The sequence below is a fragment of the Sinomonas sp. ASV486 genome (assembly GCF_030908215.1).
Lineage (GTDB): Bacteria > Actinomycetota > Actinomycetes > Actinomycetales > Micrococcaceae > Sinomonas > Sinomonas puerhi.
This window is the reverse complement of record NZ_JAVFJK010000005.1, coordinates 144,400-162,389: the sequence shown is the minus strand read 5'-3', so window position 1 is coordinate 162,389 and position 17,990 is coordinate 144,400. Positions and strand designations below refer to the sequence as shown.

14 protein-coding genes are annotated in these 17,990 nt (G+C 68.7%); 1 reads left to right on the top strand and 13 read right to left on the bottom strand.

What is annotated here, in order from left to right:
* The first annotated feature begins 52 nt into the window (after positions 1-52).
* Positions 53-1,393 (top strand): hypothetical protein, encoded by a 1,341-nt coding sequence (locus tag RBS60_RS09095; RefSeq protein WP_307957231.1) that lies wholly within the window; start codon positions 53-55, stop codon positions 1,391-1,393.
* A 245-nt stretch (positions 1,394-1,638) separates the two neighbouring features.
* On the opposite strand, the gene RBS60_RS09090 is transcribed toward RBS60_RS09095, so the two are convergent.
* The 13 genes from RBS60_RS09090 to RBS60_RS09030 form a co-directional block, all read right to left on the bottom strand.
* Positions 1,639-2,964 carry an O-antigen ligase family protein gene (locus tag RBS60_RS09090; protein ID WP_307957230.1) on the bottom strand — a complete coding sequence of 442 codons (1,326 nt, stop codon included), beginning with the start codon at positions 2,962-2,964 and terminating at the stop codon, positions 1,639-1,641.
* 2 nt (positions 2,965-2,966) lie between these two features.
* The gene (locus RBS60_RS09085) at positions 2,967-3,647 is read right to left on the bottom strand and encodes a hypothetical protein (RefSeq protein WP_307957229.1); all 681 of its coding nucleotides are present in this window, start codon (positions 3,645-3,647) and stop codon (positions 2,967-2,969) included.
* A 7-nt stretch (positions 3,648-3,654) separates the two neighbouring features.
* The gene (locus RBS60_RS09080) at positions 3,655-4,446 is read right to left on the bottom strand and encodes a hypothetical protein (RefSeq protein WP_307957228.1); all 792 of its coding nucleotides are present in this window, start codon (positions 4,444-4,446) and stop codon (positions 3,655-3,657) included.
* Complete coding sequence (locus tag RBS60_RS09075; protein ID WP_307957227.1) at positions 4,443-5,384, bottom strand: glycosyltransferase; 942 nt, start codon at positions 5,382-5,384, stop codon at positions 4,443-4,445. Before RBS60_RS09075 ends, RBS60_RS09080 begins: the two co-directional genes overlap by 4 nt.
* Positions 5,385-5,656: 272 nt before the next feature.
* Positions 5,657-6,730, bottom strand: a complete 1,074-nt coding sequence (locus tag RBS60_RS09070; RefSeq protein WP_307957226.1) for a glycosyltransferase — start codon at positions 6,728-6,730, stop codon at positions 5,657-5,659.
* Positions 6,730-8,202, bottom strand: a complete 1,473-nt coding sequence (locus RBS60_RS09065; RefSeq protein ID WP_307957225.1) for an oligosaccharide flippase family protein — start codon at positions 8,200-8,202, stop codon at positions 6,730-6,732. The genes RBS60_RS09070 and RBS60_RS09065 overlap by 1 nt, the downstream gene beginning before the upstream one ends.
* Positions 8,202-9,356, bottom strand: coding sequence for a DegT/DnrJ/EryC1/StrS family aminotransferase (locus RBS60_RS09060; RefSeq protein WP_307957224.1), 1,155 nt, complete (start codon positions 9,354-9,356; stop codon positions 8,202-8,204). Before RBS60_RS09060 ends, RBS60_RS09065 begins: the two co-directional genes overlap by 1 nt.
* Positions 9,353-10,015 carry a NeuD/PglB/VioB family sugar acetyltransferase gene (locus tag RBS60_RS09055; RefSeq protein WP_307957223.1) on the bottom strand — a complete coding sequence of 221 codons (663 nt, stop codon included), beginning with the start codon at positions 10,013-10,015 and terminating at the stop codon, positions 9,353-9,355. The genes RBS60_RS09060 and RBS60_RS09055 overlap by 4 nt, the downstream gene beginning before the upstream one ends.
* A complete protein-coding gene (locus tag RBS60_RS09050) occupies positions 10,008-11,162 on the bottom strand; it encodes a DegT/DnrJ/EryC1/StrS family aminotransferase (protein ID WP_307957373.1) in 1,155 nt (384 codons plus the stop codon). Before RBS60_RS09050 ends, RBS60_RS09055 begins: the two co-directional genes overlap by 8 nt.
* Positions 11,163-11,242: 80 nt before the next feature.
* Complete coding sequence (locus RBS60_RS09045; protein WP_307957222.1) at positions 11,243-12,238, bottom strand: NAD-dependent epimerase/dehydratase family protein; 996 nt, start codon at positions 12,236-12,238, stop codon at positions 11,243-11,245.
* Entirely contained in the window at positions 12,235-13,389 is a 1,155-nt protein-coding gene (locus RBS60_RS09040; protein WP_307957221.1) for a Gfo/Idh/MocA family oxidoreductase, read from the bottom strand. Before RBS60_RS09040 ends, RBS60_RS09045 begins: the two co-directional genes overlap by 4 nt.
* Before the next feature lie 48 nt (positions 13,390-13,437).
* Positions 13,438-14,946 (bottom strand): sugar transferase, encoded by a 1,509-nt coding sequence (locus RBS60_RS09035; protein ID WP_307957220.1) that lies wholly within the window; start codon positions 14,944-14,946, stop codon positions 13,438-13,440.
* A gap of 284 nt (positions 14,947-15,230) precedes the next feature.
* Positions 15,231-17,954, bottom strand: coding sequence for a LuxR C-terminal-related transcriptional regulator (locus tag RBS60_RS09030; protein ID WP_307957219.1), 2,724 nt, complete (start codon positions 17,952-17,954; stop codon positions 15,231-15,233).
* Positions 17,955-17,990 lie beyond the last annotated feature (36 nt).

Sequence of the window (17,990 nt, the reverse complement as noted above, 5' to 3'; positions counted from 1 at the left end):
GTCGCCGCCTCCGACGGCGCCGCAGGTCCTCCCGACCGACACCTTGCCCACCGTGCAGCCATCGTCTTCCTCCGCCGAGGACGGTGAACCGTCCACGACGGAACCGCTCACCGTTGATCTGTCTCAGAAGCTCCAGCCTCTGACTGGACTCGGGGTCGACGCGAACGTCCACAGTTGGAAAGGCGGGCAGCTCAGAGCAGCGATCGACCGGTACACAGCACTCGGACCTATGGTCTGGCGAGTCATCATCGAGAAGGCCGACTGGGAGCCGACCGAAATCGGCCCTGCCGACGTGATCGATGACAGCTACTACCGCCGGATCTACGAGACGCCGAAGATGAGAGACCTCTGGGACACCATTGCCTATATCGAGTCCTCCAAGGGCCAGACGGTTTCGCTGAGTGTCATGGGGGCCGTCTCGCCGTGGATGGGTGGAACAAAGGTCCTCCCCGAGAAGGAGGACTTCTGGGTGCGCATGATTGCATCGCTCCTCGACTACGGGAGGAGGCAGAGAGGGCTCACGCTCTCCCTCGTGAGCCCTCTCAACGAGCCCGATACCAACGGAATCGAAGGCCCCAACGTGGGGCCTGCCCAGATGACGGAGCTCTTGGGGAAGCTCGGACGCCGACTCGATGCCCTCGGAATGGGAGACGTCCGGTTCGTGGTCCCGGACACGTCCAGCGCTCAAGGCGCGCGGGACGATTATGTCCCCGCGCTCGTTGCAGACGCGTACGTCTCAGGCAAGATTGCGCGCATCGGCATCCATACGTATTCCGGCGATGCGGCATCAGTCCCGGACGCCGTGTCGAAAGGCGCCGCCGCACGTGCAGGCGTGTGGGCCACTGAGTTCAACGCGTGGTGCGACGGCTGCGACTCGGGTGCCGCGCCGGCCGACACCTGGGACCAAGCCTTCGGCATGGCCCGCATGCTGCTGAGCCTCGTCGGCCAGGGCGTCAACGGGGCGCAGATGTACGACGCCTGGGACGGCTACTATGAGCACCACGGAGCGATGGGGTACTGGGGTGCGCTGAAGTATGATCCCGGTTCGGGCACCTATTCCCCCCGAAGCGCCTTCTCGGTCCTCTCTCTGTTCATCAGGGCACTACCATCAGGCACGGTGCATGTGGGCGCGAGTGGAGCACCCGCACTCGAAGTCCAAGCATTCCTGGACGAACCGAGCGGACAGGTCAACATCGTGGGAGCAAACCCCACCCGGTCGGCGCAGCGATTCGTTGTGGCGGCGGGTGGCGCACAGCTGCACGGCGCCGAGCTGGCCCTTCTCGGCCCGGACTCCGCCGTGGCACATGCGGCCATCCCGTCCGTGCGAGGCGGGGGCCTGGCCATTTCGGTTCCGGCTAACGACATCTTCTGGCTGAAGGCATCCCTTCCCTGAGATCCCGAACCCCCATCAGTCCGCATCAGATCCCAGCAGTGCAAGCTGGTCCTCCAGCACGGGCGACGGCACATCGAGGTCGTGTGCGTATAGGCGGATTCGTGGACCCGATCGGAAACGGCATACCTTCAAAGAGGCGCCGTATTAAGCGGCCGCGCATCGAGCACCCGTGACCCGCGCCCGGCGAGCCGTGCCAGGAGAGCCCAACCCTCCAGGATGGGTGACGATCACGTCAATGAGCCAAGTCATGGCATCTCTTCCGCAGGGTGGGCGGCTGCCTTAGAGCCGCCCACCGCATGCCACGCTCGGCCAGCCCGTGAAATGCGGCGATAGGCCCCCGCCGCCCCCAGGACGAGGAAGAGGAATCCAGAGGACAATGGAAAGGCGAGTCCGTCAAAGAAAGTCAAAGTCACCGCGCCCGCCGAAACGCTGGCAACAACCCCCGCCCCAATCTGCTCCGTGAGGCGATCGGGGGAGAACCTCCGCGCCCGCCACGGCGTCACAATTCCTGCGATGAACAAGGCCAGCACGGCTGCAAGGCCGAAGAGGCCCAGCTCCACGACGACGCCGATGTACTGGTTGTCCAAGTACACATAGCTCGGCATCAAGGTGCCGAACCCACGCCCGAAGAGTGGAAGCCGCTGGACCATCCCGAACGCGACGTCATACCCATTGACACGCGATGCCACGCTTGAGTCGTCGGCTGCACCGCTGAACATCCCGACAATTGTTCCGGCCATCCCCGGGACCAGGAAATAGACGGCAGCGAAGAGGACTGTTCCCGCTCCGGCAACGATCACACGCTGCCTCGCCGTCCAGGACGCCGCGAGCACCGCCGTGGCAATGACCACGGCGATGAGCGCTGAGCGCGACACCGAGAGAATTGATGCGCTGGCGATGAGGACGGCGGGTCCCCAGCGCAGGACGGGACCGCGCTTTGTATCCGCTACAGCAAGCGCGACCGCGAGCGGCAGGGTGATGGAGAGAACCGCACCATACTCTAAGGGGTGCGTAGCCGTGCCTGCGGCGCGGACGAATCCCGCCCGCTGATCGACCCCACCGTAGTCACCGCTCATCCCCGGGATGACCAGCCACGACAGGAGCGATCTCTTCGTCCCAAACTGCAGAAGGCCCAAGAGCGCCATCAGACCACCCGCCAACGCGACGCGCCGAACCAACACGACAATGTGCTCCCACGTACGCAGACCATCATGGGCAACGAGGAAGAGGCCACACCACGCAAGGACCCTGAGCAGCCCGTTGTCCGCAGGGCTCACCTCCGCCTCCGGGAGGCCCCTGAACATCGCGCCGATGTAGCTTGCAAGGACAACACCGACGAAAGGCAGGAGCATCCAACGCACCGGTTGCAGCTCGATGTGGCCGGCAAACGGCCGCTGAAGCTGATGGGCGAGCCACCATGCGAACATGAGCAGGCATACGAGGACGCTGGGCCTGCCGACTGACCCGATCACGGTGAACGACAGATAGGAGGGCACGGCGCACGCAAGGAGGAACAGGGTGAGCATGCTCACCGCATCGAGGTGCTGACGCAGTGCTGCGAAACCGCGCATGTTCATCGCCTCGCGCCCGTGAGGTTGGAGGTCGAGGGGATCGGTGATCTCGCGAGCCGGCGAATGGCCGCCCACCGCGCACAACGGTCGACGGACACAGCGCCCAGAACAGAGAGAAATGCCCCCAGCCCCATCAGGCCCGAGGCACCCCGCGCCCGCGTGGACGGCCTCACTCCGCCATCGACCACTTCGACCGCACTCAATGAGGTTGTCACCCGCGACGCGGGGGGGATCTGGAGTCTCGTCTGGAGATCAGCCGAGGCCTCGACGATCTGGCCCGTGAGCTGGCGCACCTGGCTCTCGGCGTCCTGCGGCGTAGCATCGACGGCCTCAACGCTGAGTACAGGCTGGTTGTACCACTTGGACCATTGGCCTCCTGCATTGGGAAGCAGAACCGCGAAGCCCTTTCTGACTCCTGCGCCGACGAGCGAGCCCCCGAAGGATTCACGGTCCGCGGCGCTTCCCGTGTCTGACGGCAAGGCCAGGCGCACCATGGCGGCGAAGTTGACGAGGGTGGGGATCTTGGAGTCATCCGACTGGGAGACGGGCCCTTGACCCGGCGGAAGGAACGTCACAGTGACACGCGCCGAGTAGACGTGCTGTCCTGGTGAGAGCACCAGCCACCCCACGGTCGTCAGCATGAGGCCAATGAGCGCTACGTACCAGCGGCGCCTGAGAGACATGAGAACGTCAGCGCTGGACACCGAATGCCCGCCGATCTCGCCTCCGCGGGGCAGTATTGGGTTCCAGGCCCCGCATCTCCTCCTCGATCCGGGCCTCGCCCGCCGTCACAGGAACGAGCACAAGGGCGTCGGTCGAGAGGGGTACCGTCTCACCCGTGCCCGCGCCGGTCGGTTCGATGCGCGCCTGTGCGGACCGACGTCGTGCATACCGCAACAGCAGACTGTCAAGCATCGCGATGAGGAGCACAAGCGCAAGGAGACTCCCCACGCCCGCAGCGGCTACGGCTTGGATCCGTGTTTTCGAATCGATCACCGGAGCCGGCGGCGGCGCGACTCTCATAGAGGAGATACGGGACTGTGTAGGGACCCTGAGCTCGTCCTGCATCGAGGCGAGCTCGGACGGAACGTCAGCGAGGATGGCCTGAACCAAATCGGCACTTTCGTTCGCCGACCTGCTCTTGACTGCAACAACAAGGATGGAGCTGCCTGAGGTGATGTCGGCTGCTGCAACATAGGACGCCGTCGGATGTCCTTGGGTGAGGCGCTCAACCGCATCAGGTGCCGAAAGCCTGCGGGTAAGCACGTCCATCGCCTGCCCGAGCCCGTTGAGGTACAAGTACGGGTTCCCGCCGGGACCTACCGCCTCGGAGGAGGGAAGGAGGACCATGGATCCGGAGGTCTTGTAGTCCGCAGGGACCACGCCGTAGAGGTAGGCGCACAAACCTGCCACACCCAGAAGCCCTGCAATGACCGCATACCATCTGCGCAGCAGAGCCCTTAGAACGGTTCTCAGCCTCACGGTTCTCCCACCCTTCCGAGGGGGCTCCTCAGTGCGCCCCTGTCGTGGCGAGCGGCTTGCGTGATGCCCATGACGCATGCGAAATCGCGTGCTCTGGCATCCCAGCTGTGTCTGGCCGCAAGCTCACGCCGACGACGGTCGGTTGCGGCACTCCTGCCGGCCGACGCCACGCTCCGGACGGCGGATGAGAAACTCTGCGGGTCATCGGCGAAGGTGATGTCCTCGGAGCCAATCCACTCGACACCGGGCAGCGACGTCGAGACGACGGGCAGACCCGCTGCGAGGTACTCGAGCGTCTTGAGCGGGAAGCTGCCGATGTTGAAGCGAGAGTGGTTGTAGGGCACCAGGCCGACATCGGCACACGCTAGGTAGCCTGGCAGAGAATCGAACGCCTGCTCTCCGACCCATTGAACGCTCGGATGCGCGAGGAGGGCGTCGAACCGCGCAAAGTCAGCGCGGAAGTGCCGCGGCCCGACCAGAAGCAGGCCGACACCATCGTGCACGAGGCGTTCGAGAAGCGTCACGTCGATCCGGTCTCCTAGGTGACCCATGAACACTGCGAGCGGACGACGTCGGATGACGTCCCGGGCCGGGGCGCAATCCGCGGCAGCAGCGAAGTGATCTGCGTCGCATCCGAAGGGGATCGTCCGGGGCCGGGCGCCCTTGGCTTCATGCTCACCCGCAACATGCGGGTTCGCGGCGATCACGATGTCGGCGGCCCGTGCAAGGCTCGCATCTGCGCGCGCGTACGCTTCAGCGCTGCCGCCTATCAGGGCAGCGATGCCGGCGAAATCGTCCTGGGCCCAGTAGACCCTGAGCTCCTCGCCGATCCGCCCCGAGATGGGACTGAGGACATTCGCTTCAAGGGACGCGACGACCCTGGCCCCGAGGCCGGCGACGACGCGGCGAACCTGGTGCGCAGACCATACTGCATTCACGTCCCTTATCCTCGGCCTCGACACCCCGAGCATGCCCTCCGGTGTGAAGCGCAGGAGGGTGGGGCTGAGCCATCGAACTCGCTCTCGGCGGGCGATCGCGCGCCAGCCCCCGGATCGGACCCTCACGGCCGGTGATTCCGGCGGATCAACGTACATGACCGGCACCAGCTTTGAGAGTCCGACCGCCAACTGCTGGTCAGCCAAGCGGATGCCGTCCCAACGATTTGCAGCAGACAGGACCACGAGATCACCGCCGGCCGCCCGCTGCGAGATCACGAGGACCACACTCCTGTACGCCGCCAGCGCTCATACTGAACGTGGTACTTCACTCGGCGTCCTGCGCGGGATGCGAGGGAGAGCACGCGGCCAGCTGGGCCGAGACCGGTGCGCCTCTTCTCCTTCCGGAGGACCTCCCACGCGGGAAGGACGCTCAGATCGACTCCCTGATCGGCCGCGAGCGAGCAGAAACGTCCAGCGACGATGCCATGTCCCCGACCGTGATCGTACTCCCGCGCGGCCCGGAGGAGGGCCTCGGACGCGATCGCTCGGCGCGAAGCCGCGTAGAGTTCCGCCGCCCGGGACGTTCCGGGGTCCCGTGGCGCATACAGGAACTCGAACATGGAAGACCGCTCCATGAGGTCCTGGACATCATCAGACTCGAAATGCATATTCTGGCCGTGGATCCTGTAGTAGCCCTGATGCCGTCCGTTCACCCTGGCCACGTCAGAGACGGATGCGGCGCGCAGCCAGAAGTGGAGGTCGGCCGTATGCGGCAGCAATCGTTCGTATCCTCCGATCGCCTCGATCACGGCCCGTCTCACGACAGCCTCGGGGTTGCTGATGACGTTGACGCCCCCGGCGCATACCCGCCATGTCCACTCGTGCCCGGCCCAGACCGACCACGTGACAGGGCCGCGCCCGCTCATCCGGGGCGGTTCCCGTTCGAAGGACGGGGCATGGCCGTACACGAGGCCCACCCCGGGGAATCTCTCGAACACGGCACCTGCGCGGGCCAATGATCCGGGTGCGAGCAGATCGTCAGCGGAGAGGAGCGCGACATAGTCACCGGTGCAGCGTGCCAATCCGTCGTTGTAGGTGGCGATGTGGCCCATATTGACTTCATGGACCACCGCCGTCACCTGTCGCCGGTGTCGTGCCAGGGAGCGAGCCACCTCTCCGCTTCCATCCGAGGATGCGTCGTCCACAACGATGACTTCTACGTCTACTCCGGGTTGACCGAGCACGCTGTCGACGGCCATCGGCAAGAATGCGCCGTAGTTGTAGCAGGGTATGACCACGGAGACGACGGGTCGGCCGTTCAGCGGACGCGCTCTCAGTTTCTGCATCAGGCTTCCTCTCGAAGGGCGGAGCGCCCGGGACGCAGCGCGGGAAGGTACACCGCCCACTCGCGGCGGAGGCCGCCGGCGTAGACCAGAGCAGCGGCTGCACCGCCCACGAACAGCCTCGACGCGTCGGTAGGCATCGGAATCGCGAGGGCTGTCCCGATCGCTGCGGCGGCAACAGTGGCGACCATCGGGCGGATGGCAAGCTTCCACAGGCCTGCGAGCACCCGGGGCAAGGCCCTCGTCAGCAGTCCCACTTGAAGCGGGAGGACAACGCCCAGCAGAACCGCCACGTGTGCCCACGCGACTCCCGTGAGACCAACGAGCTGCAGCCCGACGGCCATCGCGAGGCCCAGTACCACCAGCCACACCCCTTGGACCAGCAGGACGGTCCCTGTCTTCCCCAGGGCGACGAGAAGGTTCGACATCATGAGCTCGACAAGCATGGGGATCCCATAGAGAGCGAGGATGCCGACAACGGCTGCGGCAGGAGCCCAGGAAGTGCCGTAGAGGACTGAGATGATCTCATGTGAGAAGGCCATGGTGAGGCCACACACCGGCGCCCCCATGAGAAACACCGCGTGAAGCCACTTCCCAACGCTTGAACGTATCCCGGCCGGGTCCCCCGCGTGCTCGGAGAACGCGGGCATCGCCACTGAGTTGAGCACCGAGGACAGCACGGAGACGGACAGCGACGAGACGGTGAAGGCGACCGAGTAGATCCCCAGCTGAGCGGGCCCGAGGCTGTGTCCAACCAAGGCGAAATCGGCGTTCAGCAGCACGTAGCCGATGAGATTCGCTCCTGCCAAGGGGATTCCAATCCTCAGGACTTCAGCGAAGGCGACACGGTCGAATCTCGGCCAGAACCATCTCCTCGCGAAGATGGCCATCGCTGTCGCCGAGACCAGGCCGCCGACAACTTTCGACCATGCGAAGGCCATCGCCCCGGCGCCGCCCGACGCGAGGAAGAGCAGGAGCGCGCTGGACGGAACGAAGGCCAGAGCACTCGCGAGGAACAGCGACCCTTGCTTGAATCCACGAGCGAGCAATGAACCAGGCACCGCTGAGAATCCGGAAAGCGCAACGCCCAGCGCGAGCACCCGGATGGGCTCGGCGGCCTCGGAACTCCCCAGAACGATCCCGATGGGTTCGGCGGCGGAGGCCATGACCACGGCGAGGAGGACAGCCCAAACCCACGCGATCGCCACGACGGTCGGCGCAAGTCGGCCGAGGTCTAGATCCCGGCGGATGAGGGTGGACGCGACGCCGAGCTCGCAGATCGCCGTTGCTATCGTGCCGGCGACAAGCGCGGCGGTGAAGACACCGAAGTCATGGGGTGAGACGAGCCGGACTACGACCACGGTGACCGCAATGTTGGAGGCCTTCATGACGATGGTGTTCAACCCGCTCCACACGGCTCCGGAACCAACGCTGACGCTCGTCCTCCGCTGCTTCCACCTCACCCTCCTCCCCATCACCCCACCGCCCCCTGCAGCGCGTCCGCGACCCGCGCCACCTGCTCCGGCGTGATGTGCGGGAACATCGGCAGCGAAAGGATCTGCCCGGCGGCGGCCTCGGCTACCGGGAAATTGCCGGCCCGGTAGCCGAGGAATCGGAAGGCTGGGGTGAGGTGAACGGGCGTCGGATAGTGGATGCCCGAACCGATCCCTGCGGCGGCGAGCGCCGACTGCACCCGATCACGCCGCCCCGCTCCGAGGATCCTCACCACGTACAGGTGCCACACGTCCTCGTTGCCGGCCAGGGAGCGCGGCAACACCAGACCGCGCACCCCTTCGAGAAGCGAGCCGTAGAGCGAAGCCGCCGCGCGCCGTCGTGCGTTCCAGACCTCCAGACGCCGAAGCTTGGCGCGCAGCACCACGGCCTGCACGGCGTCGAGCCGCGAGTTCCACCCGGCAACCTCGTGGACGTACTTGACCCGGCTCCCATGCGCCGCGAGAAGGCGCACGTGGTCGGCGAGCGAGCAGTCGTCAGTGGTGACAGCGCCGGCGTCGCCTGCGGCACCGAGGTTCTTGCCCGGGTAGAAGCTCGTCGCGGCGATGTCGCCGAGGGACCCCGCGGCACGGCCGTACCGGCGCGCGCCCTGCGCCTGGGCGGCGTCCTCGACCACGGCGACCCCGGCATCGAGCGCGATCGGCAACAGCTCCTCCACGGGCGCGGTCTGGCCATATAGGTGGACCGGGACGATGGCCTGCGTCTTAGGACCCACCGCCCGGCCCACCAAGCTCGTGTCGATGAGGAGGGACTCGGGGTCGACGTCGACCAGTACCGGACGCGCCCCGGCCCGAACCACCGCCTCGGCCGTGGCGACAAAGGTGTTCGCAGGCAGGATCACCTCGCCGCCCGGTCCGACGCCTACGGTGCGCAACGCGAGCTCGAGCGCGTCCGTCCCGTTCGCGACCCCGACGCACGAGCGGGTGCCGACGAATTCGGCGTACTCCGCCTCGAATGCCGCGACGTGCGCCCCGCCGATGAAGTCGCCCGTCTCGAGGGCCCGCAGCACCTCGGGGACAACGTCCGAGCTGATCTCCGCCTGCTGCGCCGCGAGGTCCACGAACGGCACCGGCAGCGGGGGCGCCTGCAGGCGGTTGGCCTGTACCTCCGCAGTCATGACTCCTCCTCCGGGGCGTCGTCCGTGCTCTGGGACATGCGCCGGGCGGGAACGCCCACCCAGGTCTGGCCGTCGGGAATGTCGCAGATCACGGCCGCGCCCATGCCGATCACCGCGCGCGCTCCGACGCGGGTGCGCTGCCGGACGCTGCTGTTCATCCCGAGATAGGCTGCCCGGCCGACGACGACGGACCCCCCGAGCGCTGCACCCGCAGCGAACGTCGCGTAGTCGTCCACAAAGTCTCCGTGCGTGAGCACCGCGCCCGGCATCACGACGACGTGCCGCCCCACGGTCACTGCGGCCGTCAGGACGACGTTCGCCAGCAGGATGCTCCCCTCCCCCACGCTGCACCCCTCGGGCACCTGGACGCTCGGATGCATGATGGTGGCGTACCTGCCGGGAGGGAAACCCATCGCCCCGAGCCTGCGCACGATGTCCGCGCGCACCACTCCGCTTCCCACGCACACGACGACGCGGGCGCCCGGGTGCCTGCGCACCTCGGCGAGGGGGCCGAGGACATGTGCGCCGTCCAGGACGCTGCCCGTGCGGAGCGGATCGTCGTCGAGGATGCCGAGGACGTCGAAGTCGTCGCTCGCGCGGACGAGGGCCATCACTTCGCGGGCCAGACCGCTCGCGGCGACGAGGAGCAGCTCAGCCATGTCTGGCCCCTGAGCGCGCACTGGACGAGCCAGCGTCAGCCGACGCCCGACGGATCGCGGTGGCGACGCGCTGCACCCCATCGAGGCCCAGCTCGTGGTACAGCGGCAAGATGATCGTGCTCCGGGTGAGCCGCTCGGTGACGGGCAGGGGGACGCGCGCCGTCCCGACGAACGCCGGCTCGAGGTGCGCGGCCATGATCCCCGGCCGCGCCGAGATGCCCTCCGCAGCGAGCGCATCGAGCAGCCGGTCCCGGTCCAGGTAGAACTCGTCGCCGATCTCGGCCCACAGGGACTGGTAGTTCGTGGTCCCGTCGAGAGGGTCTTCGACGAGGCGAAAGCCGGGGAGGTCGTCGAGCGCGGCGCGGTAGGCCGCGGCCAGCTCGCGGCGCCGCGCCACCATCTCGGGCAGGCGCCCCAGCTGGACGAGACCGATCGCTGCCTGCACATCCGTCATCCGGTAGTTGAATCCGAGCTCGAGGTACTGCTCGGCGGGGGCCCGCACGGCCTCGTGCCGTTCGGCCGCGGAGACGCTCGCCGAGTGCTGCCGAAGACGTCGTGCCCGCTCGGCCCACTCTGCGTTGGAGGTCGTGAGCATTCCGCCCTCGCCCGTGGTCAGGAGCTTGCGCGGGTGGAATGACCACGCCGCGATATCGGCACCCGCCCCGACGGGTCGCCCGCGGTAGGTCGACCCGGCGGCGCAGGCCGCGTCCTCGACGAGTGGGATCCCCCGGGAGCGGCACACCGCCAGCAGGGGTGCGACGTCGGCCGGCAGGCCGCCCTGATCGACGACGACGACGGCCGCGGTCCGTGGGCCCAGCACCTCGGACACGGTCTCGGCGGTGACGTTCCCCGTCACGGGGTCGACATCCGCGAAGACCGGGTCCGCGCCCACGTACCGCGGCGCATTCGCCGTCGCGATGAAGGACAGCGACGGCACGACGACCTCCTGCCCTGCTCGCACCCCGGCGACGAGCAGGGCAAGATGGAGCGCCGTCGTGCAACTCGACGTCGCGACGGCATGCCGCACGCCCTGGGACGCGGCGAACGCGTCCTCGAAATTCGCCACCTGGGGCCCCTGCGCGAGCCACCCGGAAGCGATTACGTCGGCGACCGCGCGGGCCTCCTCCGCCCCCACCCACGGCTTCATGACGTTGATGCGCCCGCCGTCTTCGGAGGGACGGCCGCCCGGCTCCATGCCGGTCTCCACGCTGGGCTCCACCTGCTGGCTCATGACGCCGCCACCACCCGAGCGGCCGCGATCTGCTCGCGCAGCGGCGACCACCACGACACCAGGCGGCGAAGCCCCAGCCCGAGCGGCATCTCCGCGCGGAAGCCGAGATCCCGCGCCGCGGCCGTCGTGTCGGCGAGCCGACGGGCCACGGCGTTGACGGTCCGCTCGGGACCGAACTCGACCGAGAGCTTCGAGTCCATGGCCTCCAGGAGTGCTACGGCGAGCGCGAGGAGGCTCGTCTCCGAACCGCTGGCAACGTTGTACACGCCCTCCCGCACCGAGGATTCGGCCGCGAGGATGTTCGCCCGCGCGACGTCGGCGGTGTAGACGAAGTCCATCGTCTGCTCGCCGTTGCCATAGACGAGCGGTGGGCGCCCGTCCGCGATGCGCTCCATCCAGCGGACGAGCACCTCGGTGTAGAGCCCGTGGACGTCCATCCGTGGCCCGTACACGTTGAAGTACCTCAGGGCCACGTAGTCGAGCCCGTGCATCGCGCGGAAGCTGCGCGCCATCCCCTCATTGAAGCTCTTTGCCGCGCCGTAGAACGTGTCGTTGTTGTGGTGGTGGTGGCGCTCCGCCGTGGGGAAGTCGTCCGCTGCCCCGTACACCGACGCGCTCGAAGCGAGGACCACCTTGTCCACCCCGTGCTGCGCTGCCGCTTCGAGGACGGAGAACGTCCCGTCGACGAGCACTTCGAGCGCGAGCCGAGGTTGCTCGGCACACTGGGTAATGCGGATCGCGGCCTCGTGGAACACGAGGTCCTTGCCAACCGTCGCATCGTGGACCACGTCGCGGTCGCGGAGGTCGCCGTCGATGAGGCGCACCCGACCCGTCGCGAGCGCATGGTCGAGGTTCGCGAGCCGACCCCGCGTGAGATTGTCCAGAACGTCCACGTGGTCGACGCCGGCGTCGAGCAGCTGGTCGACGACCGTCGATCCGATGGTCCCAGCCCCGCCCGTCACGAGGGCGCACGCCCCTGCCAGCACGCTCACGCCTCGGCCCCCCTGCCCATCCCGATCTCCCCTGCGGTTTCCTGTCCATACCCGCCTGTCGCGATCGCGACGGGCGGCTCGGCGACTGCGGCTTGGGCGCCCCCGAGCTGGAGGCTCCGCGTCGTCGCGTCGAGGACCCCGAGCACGCGGAGCGCCGACGCTCCGCTCGTTACCGACGGGCGGGCGTCGCGGATGGCCGTCGCGAACTCGGCCACCATGCTGCCCAGTGCCTCCCGTTCGGGAAGGGCGGGCGACCATGTGTCGCCGAGGCGGTACGAGATCGCGACGTCCCTGCGGTCCAGTGCCCGCCGCGCGCCGCGGGGAGGCAGCTGGACGCCTCGGTCGTACACACTGAGCCGCTGCTGCGGGTTGAGGTCATCCCAAACGAGAGTCCGCTTAGTCCCTCCCACCACCATCTGGCGGATCTTGGTCGGGCTGAGCCAGTTGACGTGGATGTGGGCCATGCCCCCCAGCGGAAGGTCGAAGGACAAGTGGCCGACGCAGTCCCGGCCGGTGCCGAGGGGATCCGCACCGTGGGCCGAGATCGTTTCCGGGGCGAGCCCCTCGGGGAGGATGTAGTCCAGGATGGCCAGATCATGGGGCGCGAGATCCCAGAAGACGTCAACGTCCGGCTGGACGAGGCCGAGGTTGATGCGCACGGAGTCGATGTAGAGGACCTCGCCGAGATCGCCGTCGTGGAGCACCTCGCGCATCTTCTGCACGGCCGGGGTGTAGCAGTATGTGTGGTCGGCCATGAGGACGAGCCCGCGCGACTCGGCGGCTGTCACCATGTCGACCCCCCTGTCCCAGTGGTCGGCGAGCGGCTTCTCGACGAGCACATGCTTGCCGGCGCCGAGCGCCGTGAGCGCGATCCCGTGGTGGGTACGTGCCGGAGTCGCGATCGCGACGGCGTCGATGTCGAAGGTGTCGAGCGCCTCGTCGAGCGAACCCACGGCCGGAACCCTGAACCGGGCCGCGAGCACCGCAGCCCGTTCGGTGTCGAGGTCACAGATGGCCTTGAGGTCCCAGTCCGGGGCCGTGGCGAAGTTCCGGGCCAGATTCGGCCCCCAGTACCCGGCGCCGACAACGGCGACGCCGAGCGGCCGCGGGGTGCGGTCCTTGAGTCGGACGATGGAGTTCTGGGAATCCACCTGGTGGCCCTTCTTCCTTGGGTGCGTGACGAGTGGGCGGGCCCGGCGTCAGTAGGCGCCGGTGCTCGAGAAGACGGCGCGGAGCGTCCGCCAGAGGATCATGAGGTCACCCGTGATCGACCAGTTCTCCACGTAGTAGAGGTCCAGCCGGACGGCGTCGTCCCACGGGAGGTCGGAACGTCCGCTGATCTGCCAGAGTCCCGTGATGCCGGGCTTGATGAGCATCCGACGGCGCGTGTACCGCTCATACTCGCCGACCTCCTTCGCAAGTGGTGGCCTCGGGCCGACCAGGCTCATCTGGCCTTTGAGGACATTGATGAACTGCGGGAGTTCGTCGAGCGAGAAACGACGCATCCATCGTCCGCAGCGGGTGATGCGGGGATCGTCTTTGACCTTGAATAGGACGCCCGCACCCTCGTTCAGCGAGGCGAGGACGCTCAGCCCTGCCTCGGCGTCCCGCACCATCGAGCGGAACTTGAGCATGGCGAACGGCTCACCGCCCTTGCCGATCCGCTCCTGCCGGAAGAAGACGGGCCCGGGCGAGTCAAGCCGAACGATGAGCGCCAGCACGCCGAGGACCGGCGCGAGGACCACGAGCGCGGCCGCGGCGAGGACCAGGTCCATGGCCCGCTTGACCACGTGCTTGGCACCTGAGTAGTGCGGGAGCTCGACTTCCATGAGGGGCAGCCCCTGAACGGGCCGCCAGTGGATGCGGGGACCCGCAACGTTGGTGAGGGACGACGCGAGGACGAGCTCGGCGTCATGCGCCTCGAGGTTCCAGCCGAGCTCGCGCAGGTACTGACTGCCACCCGGGACCGGGCCGGCGATGATCACCGCACCGGCCCTCTTGAGCGCGACCGTCCGGACGACGTCGTCCGTCGAGCTCAGGACCGGCAGCCGCTCATCGTCCACCGCGAGGGACTGCCCACGTCGGCCGCCCGGGAGGATCGCACCGAGGACGTCGTACGGCGCGCCCTCGCTCGCGGCGATCCGGCGAACCACGTAGCGAACGTCCTCGGGCTCCCCCACCACGACGGCCGGCGTGAGGTACAGCCCCTCCTGCCGCCGCCGATTGAGCCAGCGGCGACTGGTCCAGCGCATGGCCAGGAGCCCCATGATTCCAGCGCCGAAGACCGCCACGAAGACGCGTGCCGGAAGCGATCCGTCAAGGATCACGACGCCGATCGCGACCGCCGCGAACAGGTGCACGCTCGCAGCGACGAGCCGACGGTACTCCTCGACGCCGATCCCCAGGACCGAGTGGTCGCGGCTCCCGTAGACGCCCAGCGCGACCGGCCAGACGGCTGCCAGCACCGCCATCGAGGCGACGGATCGCGGGGTGCCGTCGATGAACGCGATCCCGCTCGCCGCGGCGGCGAGGACCACGAGGGCATCCGCGACGCGGAGGTAGCCTGCGTATCGCCGTGGCCACGCCTGCGCCCGCAGGGACCGGGCGATCCGGGTCTGGGACCGGCCATGCAGGTCGGACAAGACCCTCATGCCGCCGCGGAACGCGGCCGTGCGTGCTGCTGGATGCTGCTCGGCGCCAACGGACATGACACGCTCCTCGGCTTCCCCATGGCGGCCCGATCGAACCCGGGCCCTTCACCTCCACCAGTACAGCGCGAGCGCCCTGTGGGGGTCACCAGTAGTGGGTACCCGAGCTGGAGAAGGCTTCCCACGGGCGAACCCTTGGCCGGTACGCAGGCAGGCACCTTTCCCCTACGTGTCCCGATCCACGTACGTGCGCACCGAGGCAGGCGACTACTCGGGTCGATGGCGGGGAGGTCGCCATGAAGCCCGCGGCAGGGCGGCGGAAAGGCCGCCGTAGCGGCGCCCGTTCAGCCGAGCACGGCGGCGCGTAGCTCCTCGCGGCTTCGGATGCCCAGCTTCGCGTAGCTGCGGTGGAGGTGGCCCTCGACGGTCCGCACGGACAGGTGGAGCCTGTCCGCGATCTGCCGGTCGCTCAGGCCATCGAGGGCAAGGTCGACGACGTCCTGCTCGCGGCGGCTCAGGCGCAGCGAGGCAAGGACGGCCTCCTCCCGCTCGCCCGCCTCTCCCGATCCGGGCAGGCCCTCACAGGTGCCCGCGGCGGCCGCGGCGCGACGCGCGGCGGCGCGGTCCCCGGCGGAGTCGGAGCATGCGGCTGCCCGCGCGAAGGCGGCCCGGGCACGCCGGAGCATGCCGAGGCTGCGGAAGAGCTCTCCCGCAGCCAGGTAGCCTTCGGCCGCGCCACCAGATCCGGGGTTCGCGGCACCTGCGGGTCCCTCGGCCGTCTGGGCGCTGGCCCAGGCAGCCCAGGCACTTGCCCAGGACCCCTCGGCCTCGGCGGCAAGCCCGGCGCCCCGCCCGTCGTCGTCCGAGGCCCCGAGTTCGAATCCGATGATGCGGGCCACGAGTTCCCAGCCCGGGCGAGAGGCCGCATGGTCTTCCTCGGCCATGGCCGCCAGGAGTGGGAGCCCGGCCCCGGCGTCGAGCATCTCGAGGGCGCCCGCACGGTGCATCGCAGCGAGGTGGCGCATCGCTGCGCTGCCCACGCCGGCTGTCTGCTCGGCGCGGGCCAGTCGGGCACGCGCTACATCGGGGTGCGCAATCGCCGCTGCGGACCACGCAGCGAAAGACCACGCGAGGCCCCGCAGCCGGAGCGGATCGAGGAGCTCGAGGTTCTGCACGACGTCGGCAAGGACGGCGTCGGCCTCCTCGGCCCGCCCCTGGCGCAGGAGGACATACGAGCGCGCGCAGTCCAGGCAAGGCCCGTACACCACGACCGGGCGCAGGTGTCCGCGCTCAGAGGAGCCAAGGACACCGTCGATGTCCTCCCAATCACCCGCCAGCACTGCCCCGGCCAAGTACCGCACCAATCCGTGCTCGGCGAGGGGGAAGTGCTCCTCGTCCATGACTCTGCCTGCTAGCACGACGCCCGCCGAGTGCGCGGCCCTCTCGTAGCGCCCTGCCGCGAGCTGGACCTCCGAGTCGAGGAGGATCCAGAGGTACTTCTCGATCTCAGGCGCCGCAGAGGCACGGGCCGACCGTCCGTCCTCTTCAAGCGCGGCGGCGACCGCGCCGAAGTCAGCACGCTCCGCCGAGGCGAGCGCCCGCAGGAGCCGCGCGCGCCGCAGGACGGCCTCCTTGGCTCCTGGCCCGATCACCCGGGCGTCGCCATGCGAGACGTTCGCCGCCGCCTTCTCAAGCGCGACGGCGTCCTCCTCCACGCGCTCGAGGTCGCCGAGGGCGAGCCGCACCATGAACTTCACGAGGGAGCCAGCGAGCACATCGGCCGCATCGCTGGGATCTGCTGGGCCGCGGGCAACGGCGGCGAGCGCCGCTTCCGGGCTCCCGAGATTGAGGTGGGCTCGGGCGACGACGCCCCGGACGAGGGAGCGCTCAGCGTCGCCGTCGATCATGGCCGCCGCCCTGAGTCCGAGCTCGCTGTCGAAGCGGCGCACGGCCGTCGAGGCGCGGGCGAGCAGCTCGGCTGCGGGCAGCACCGTGCCGGTTCCGAGCGCCAGTTCGAGGAGCCTGAGTTCGTTGGCGGGCTGCCGGAGGTCGTCGCCGGCGGCCTCGGCACGCCGGTAGAGGTGGAGGCGGCGGGTCGCCGTCGTCATCCGGCGAACGGCATCGCCCTCGAGTCTCGACCGCACACGCAGCCCGTCCCCCGCCGTCTCGGTGAGCCAGCCGAGTTCCAGGAGGCGGTCGAGCACGTCGCGCATGATGAGGGCGCGTGCGGCTGCCCTGGGCAGCGGCTCAGTGAGCGCGACCAGCATGACCGCCTCGCGCTCCGCGGGCGCGAGGGCCTCCATCCCGCTGCGCACATATTCCGCGAGGGCTTCGCCGCGGCTGCGGAAGGGTGCGGTCAGGAGCCAGAGGCCGTCCTGACGCACGAGCGTCTTCCCCTCGAGCGCCTCGTCCAGGAGGGAGACGAGGTGCAGCGGATTCCCGCCGGCGATGCTGTGCAGCACGCGGGCCGCGGTGGCGGACAGCCGGCCGCCGAGGCGTCCTTCCACGAGGCCTTTGGCTTCCGCAAGGCTCAGCGGCGGGAGCTCGATCCGTTCAGCGATCCCGTCATGCCACATCTCGAGCAGGTCGCCGGGGAGGCCGCTTCTCGCCGTCCCTGCAGCGAGGAGCCGTACCCACGACGACGCGACCGCCTCCGCGATGAGGCCTGCCGATCCGTCGTCGAGGTCCTGGGCGTCGTCGACGACCACGAGGACGGGCTGGCCGGTCTCCCCCGTCGTGCGGCGCAGCTCGGACCACAGCGCGCGCAGGACCCCGACGCGGTCCTGCACGTCGTCGACCGTGAGCTGAGGGAGGCGCGCCAGGAGGGCGGCGTACGGGATGTCGCGGAGACTGTGACCCGTCGAGAGGCGGAACGGCGTGACTTCGCCCGCGAGCTCCGCCAGGATCGCGTCGAGCAGATGCGACCGTCCTGATCCCAGCTCGCCGACGATGAACACCGCGGTCGGGCCCTCGCGGCGCAGCAGGTCCGCGGCCGCGGACGCGATCCCCTGACGTGTGGGCCCACCTGCGGCCGCAGTCTCCCGTCGGAGCTCCGCCTGCCCTGTCACCCCCGATCCCCCATAGCCTCAGGCCCTCCCCGCACC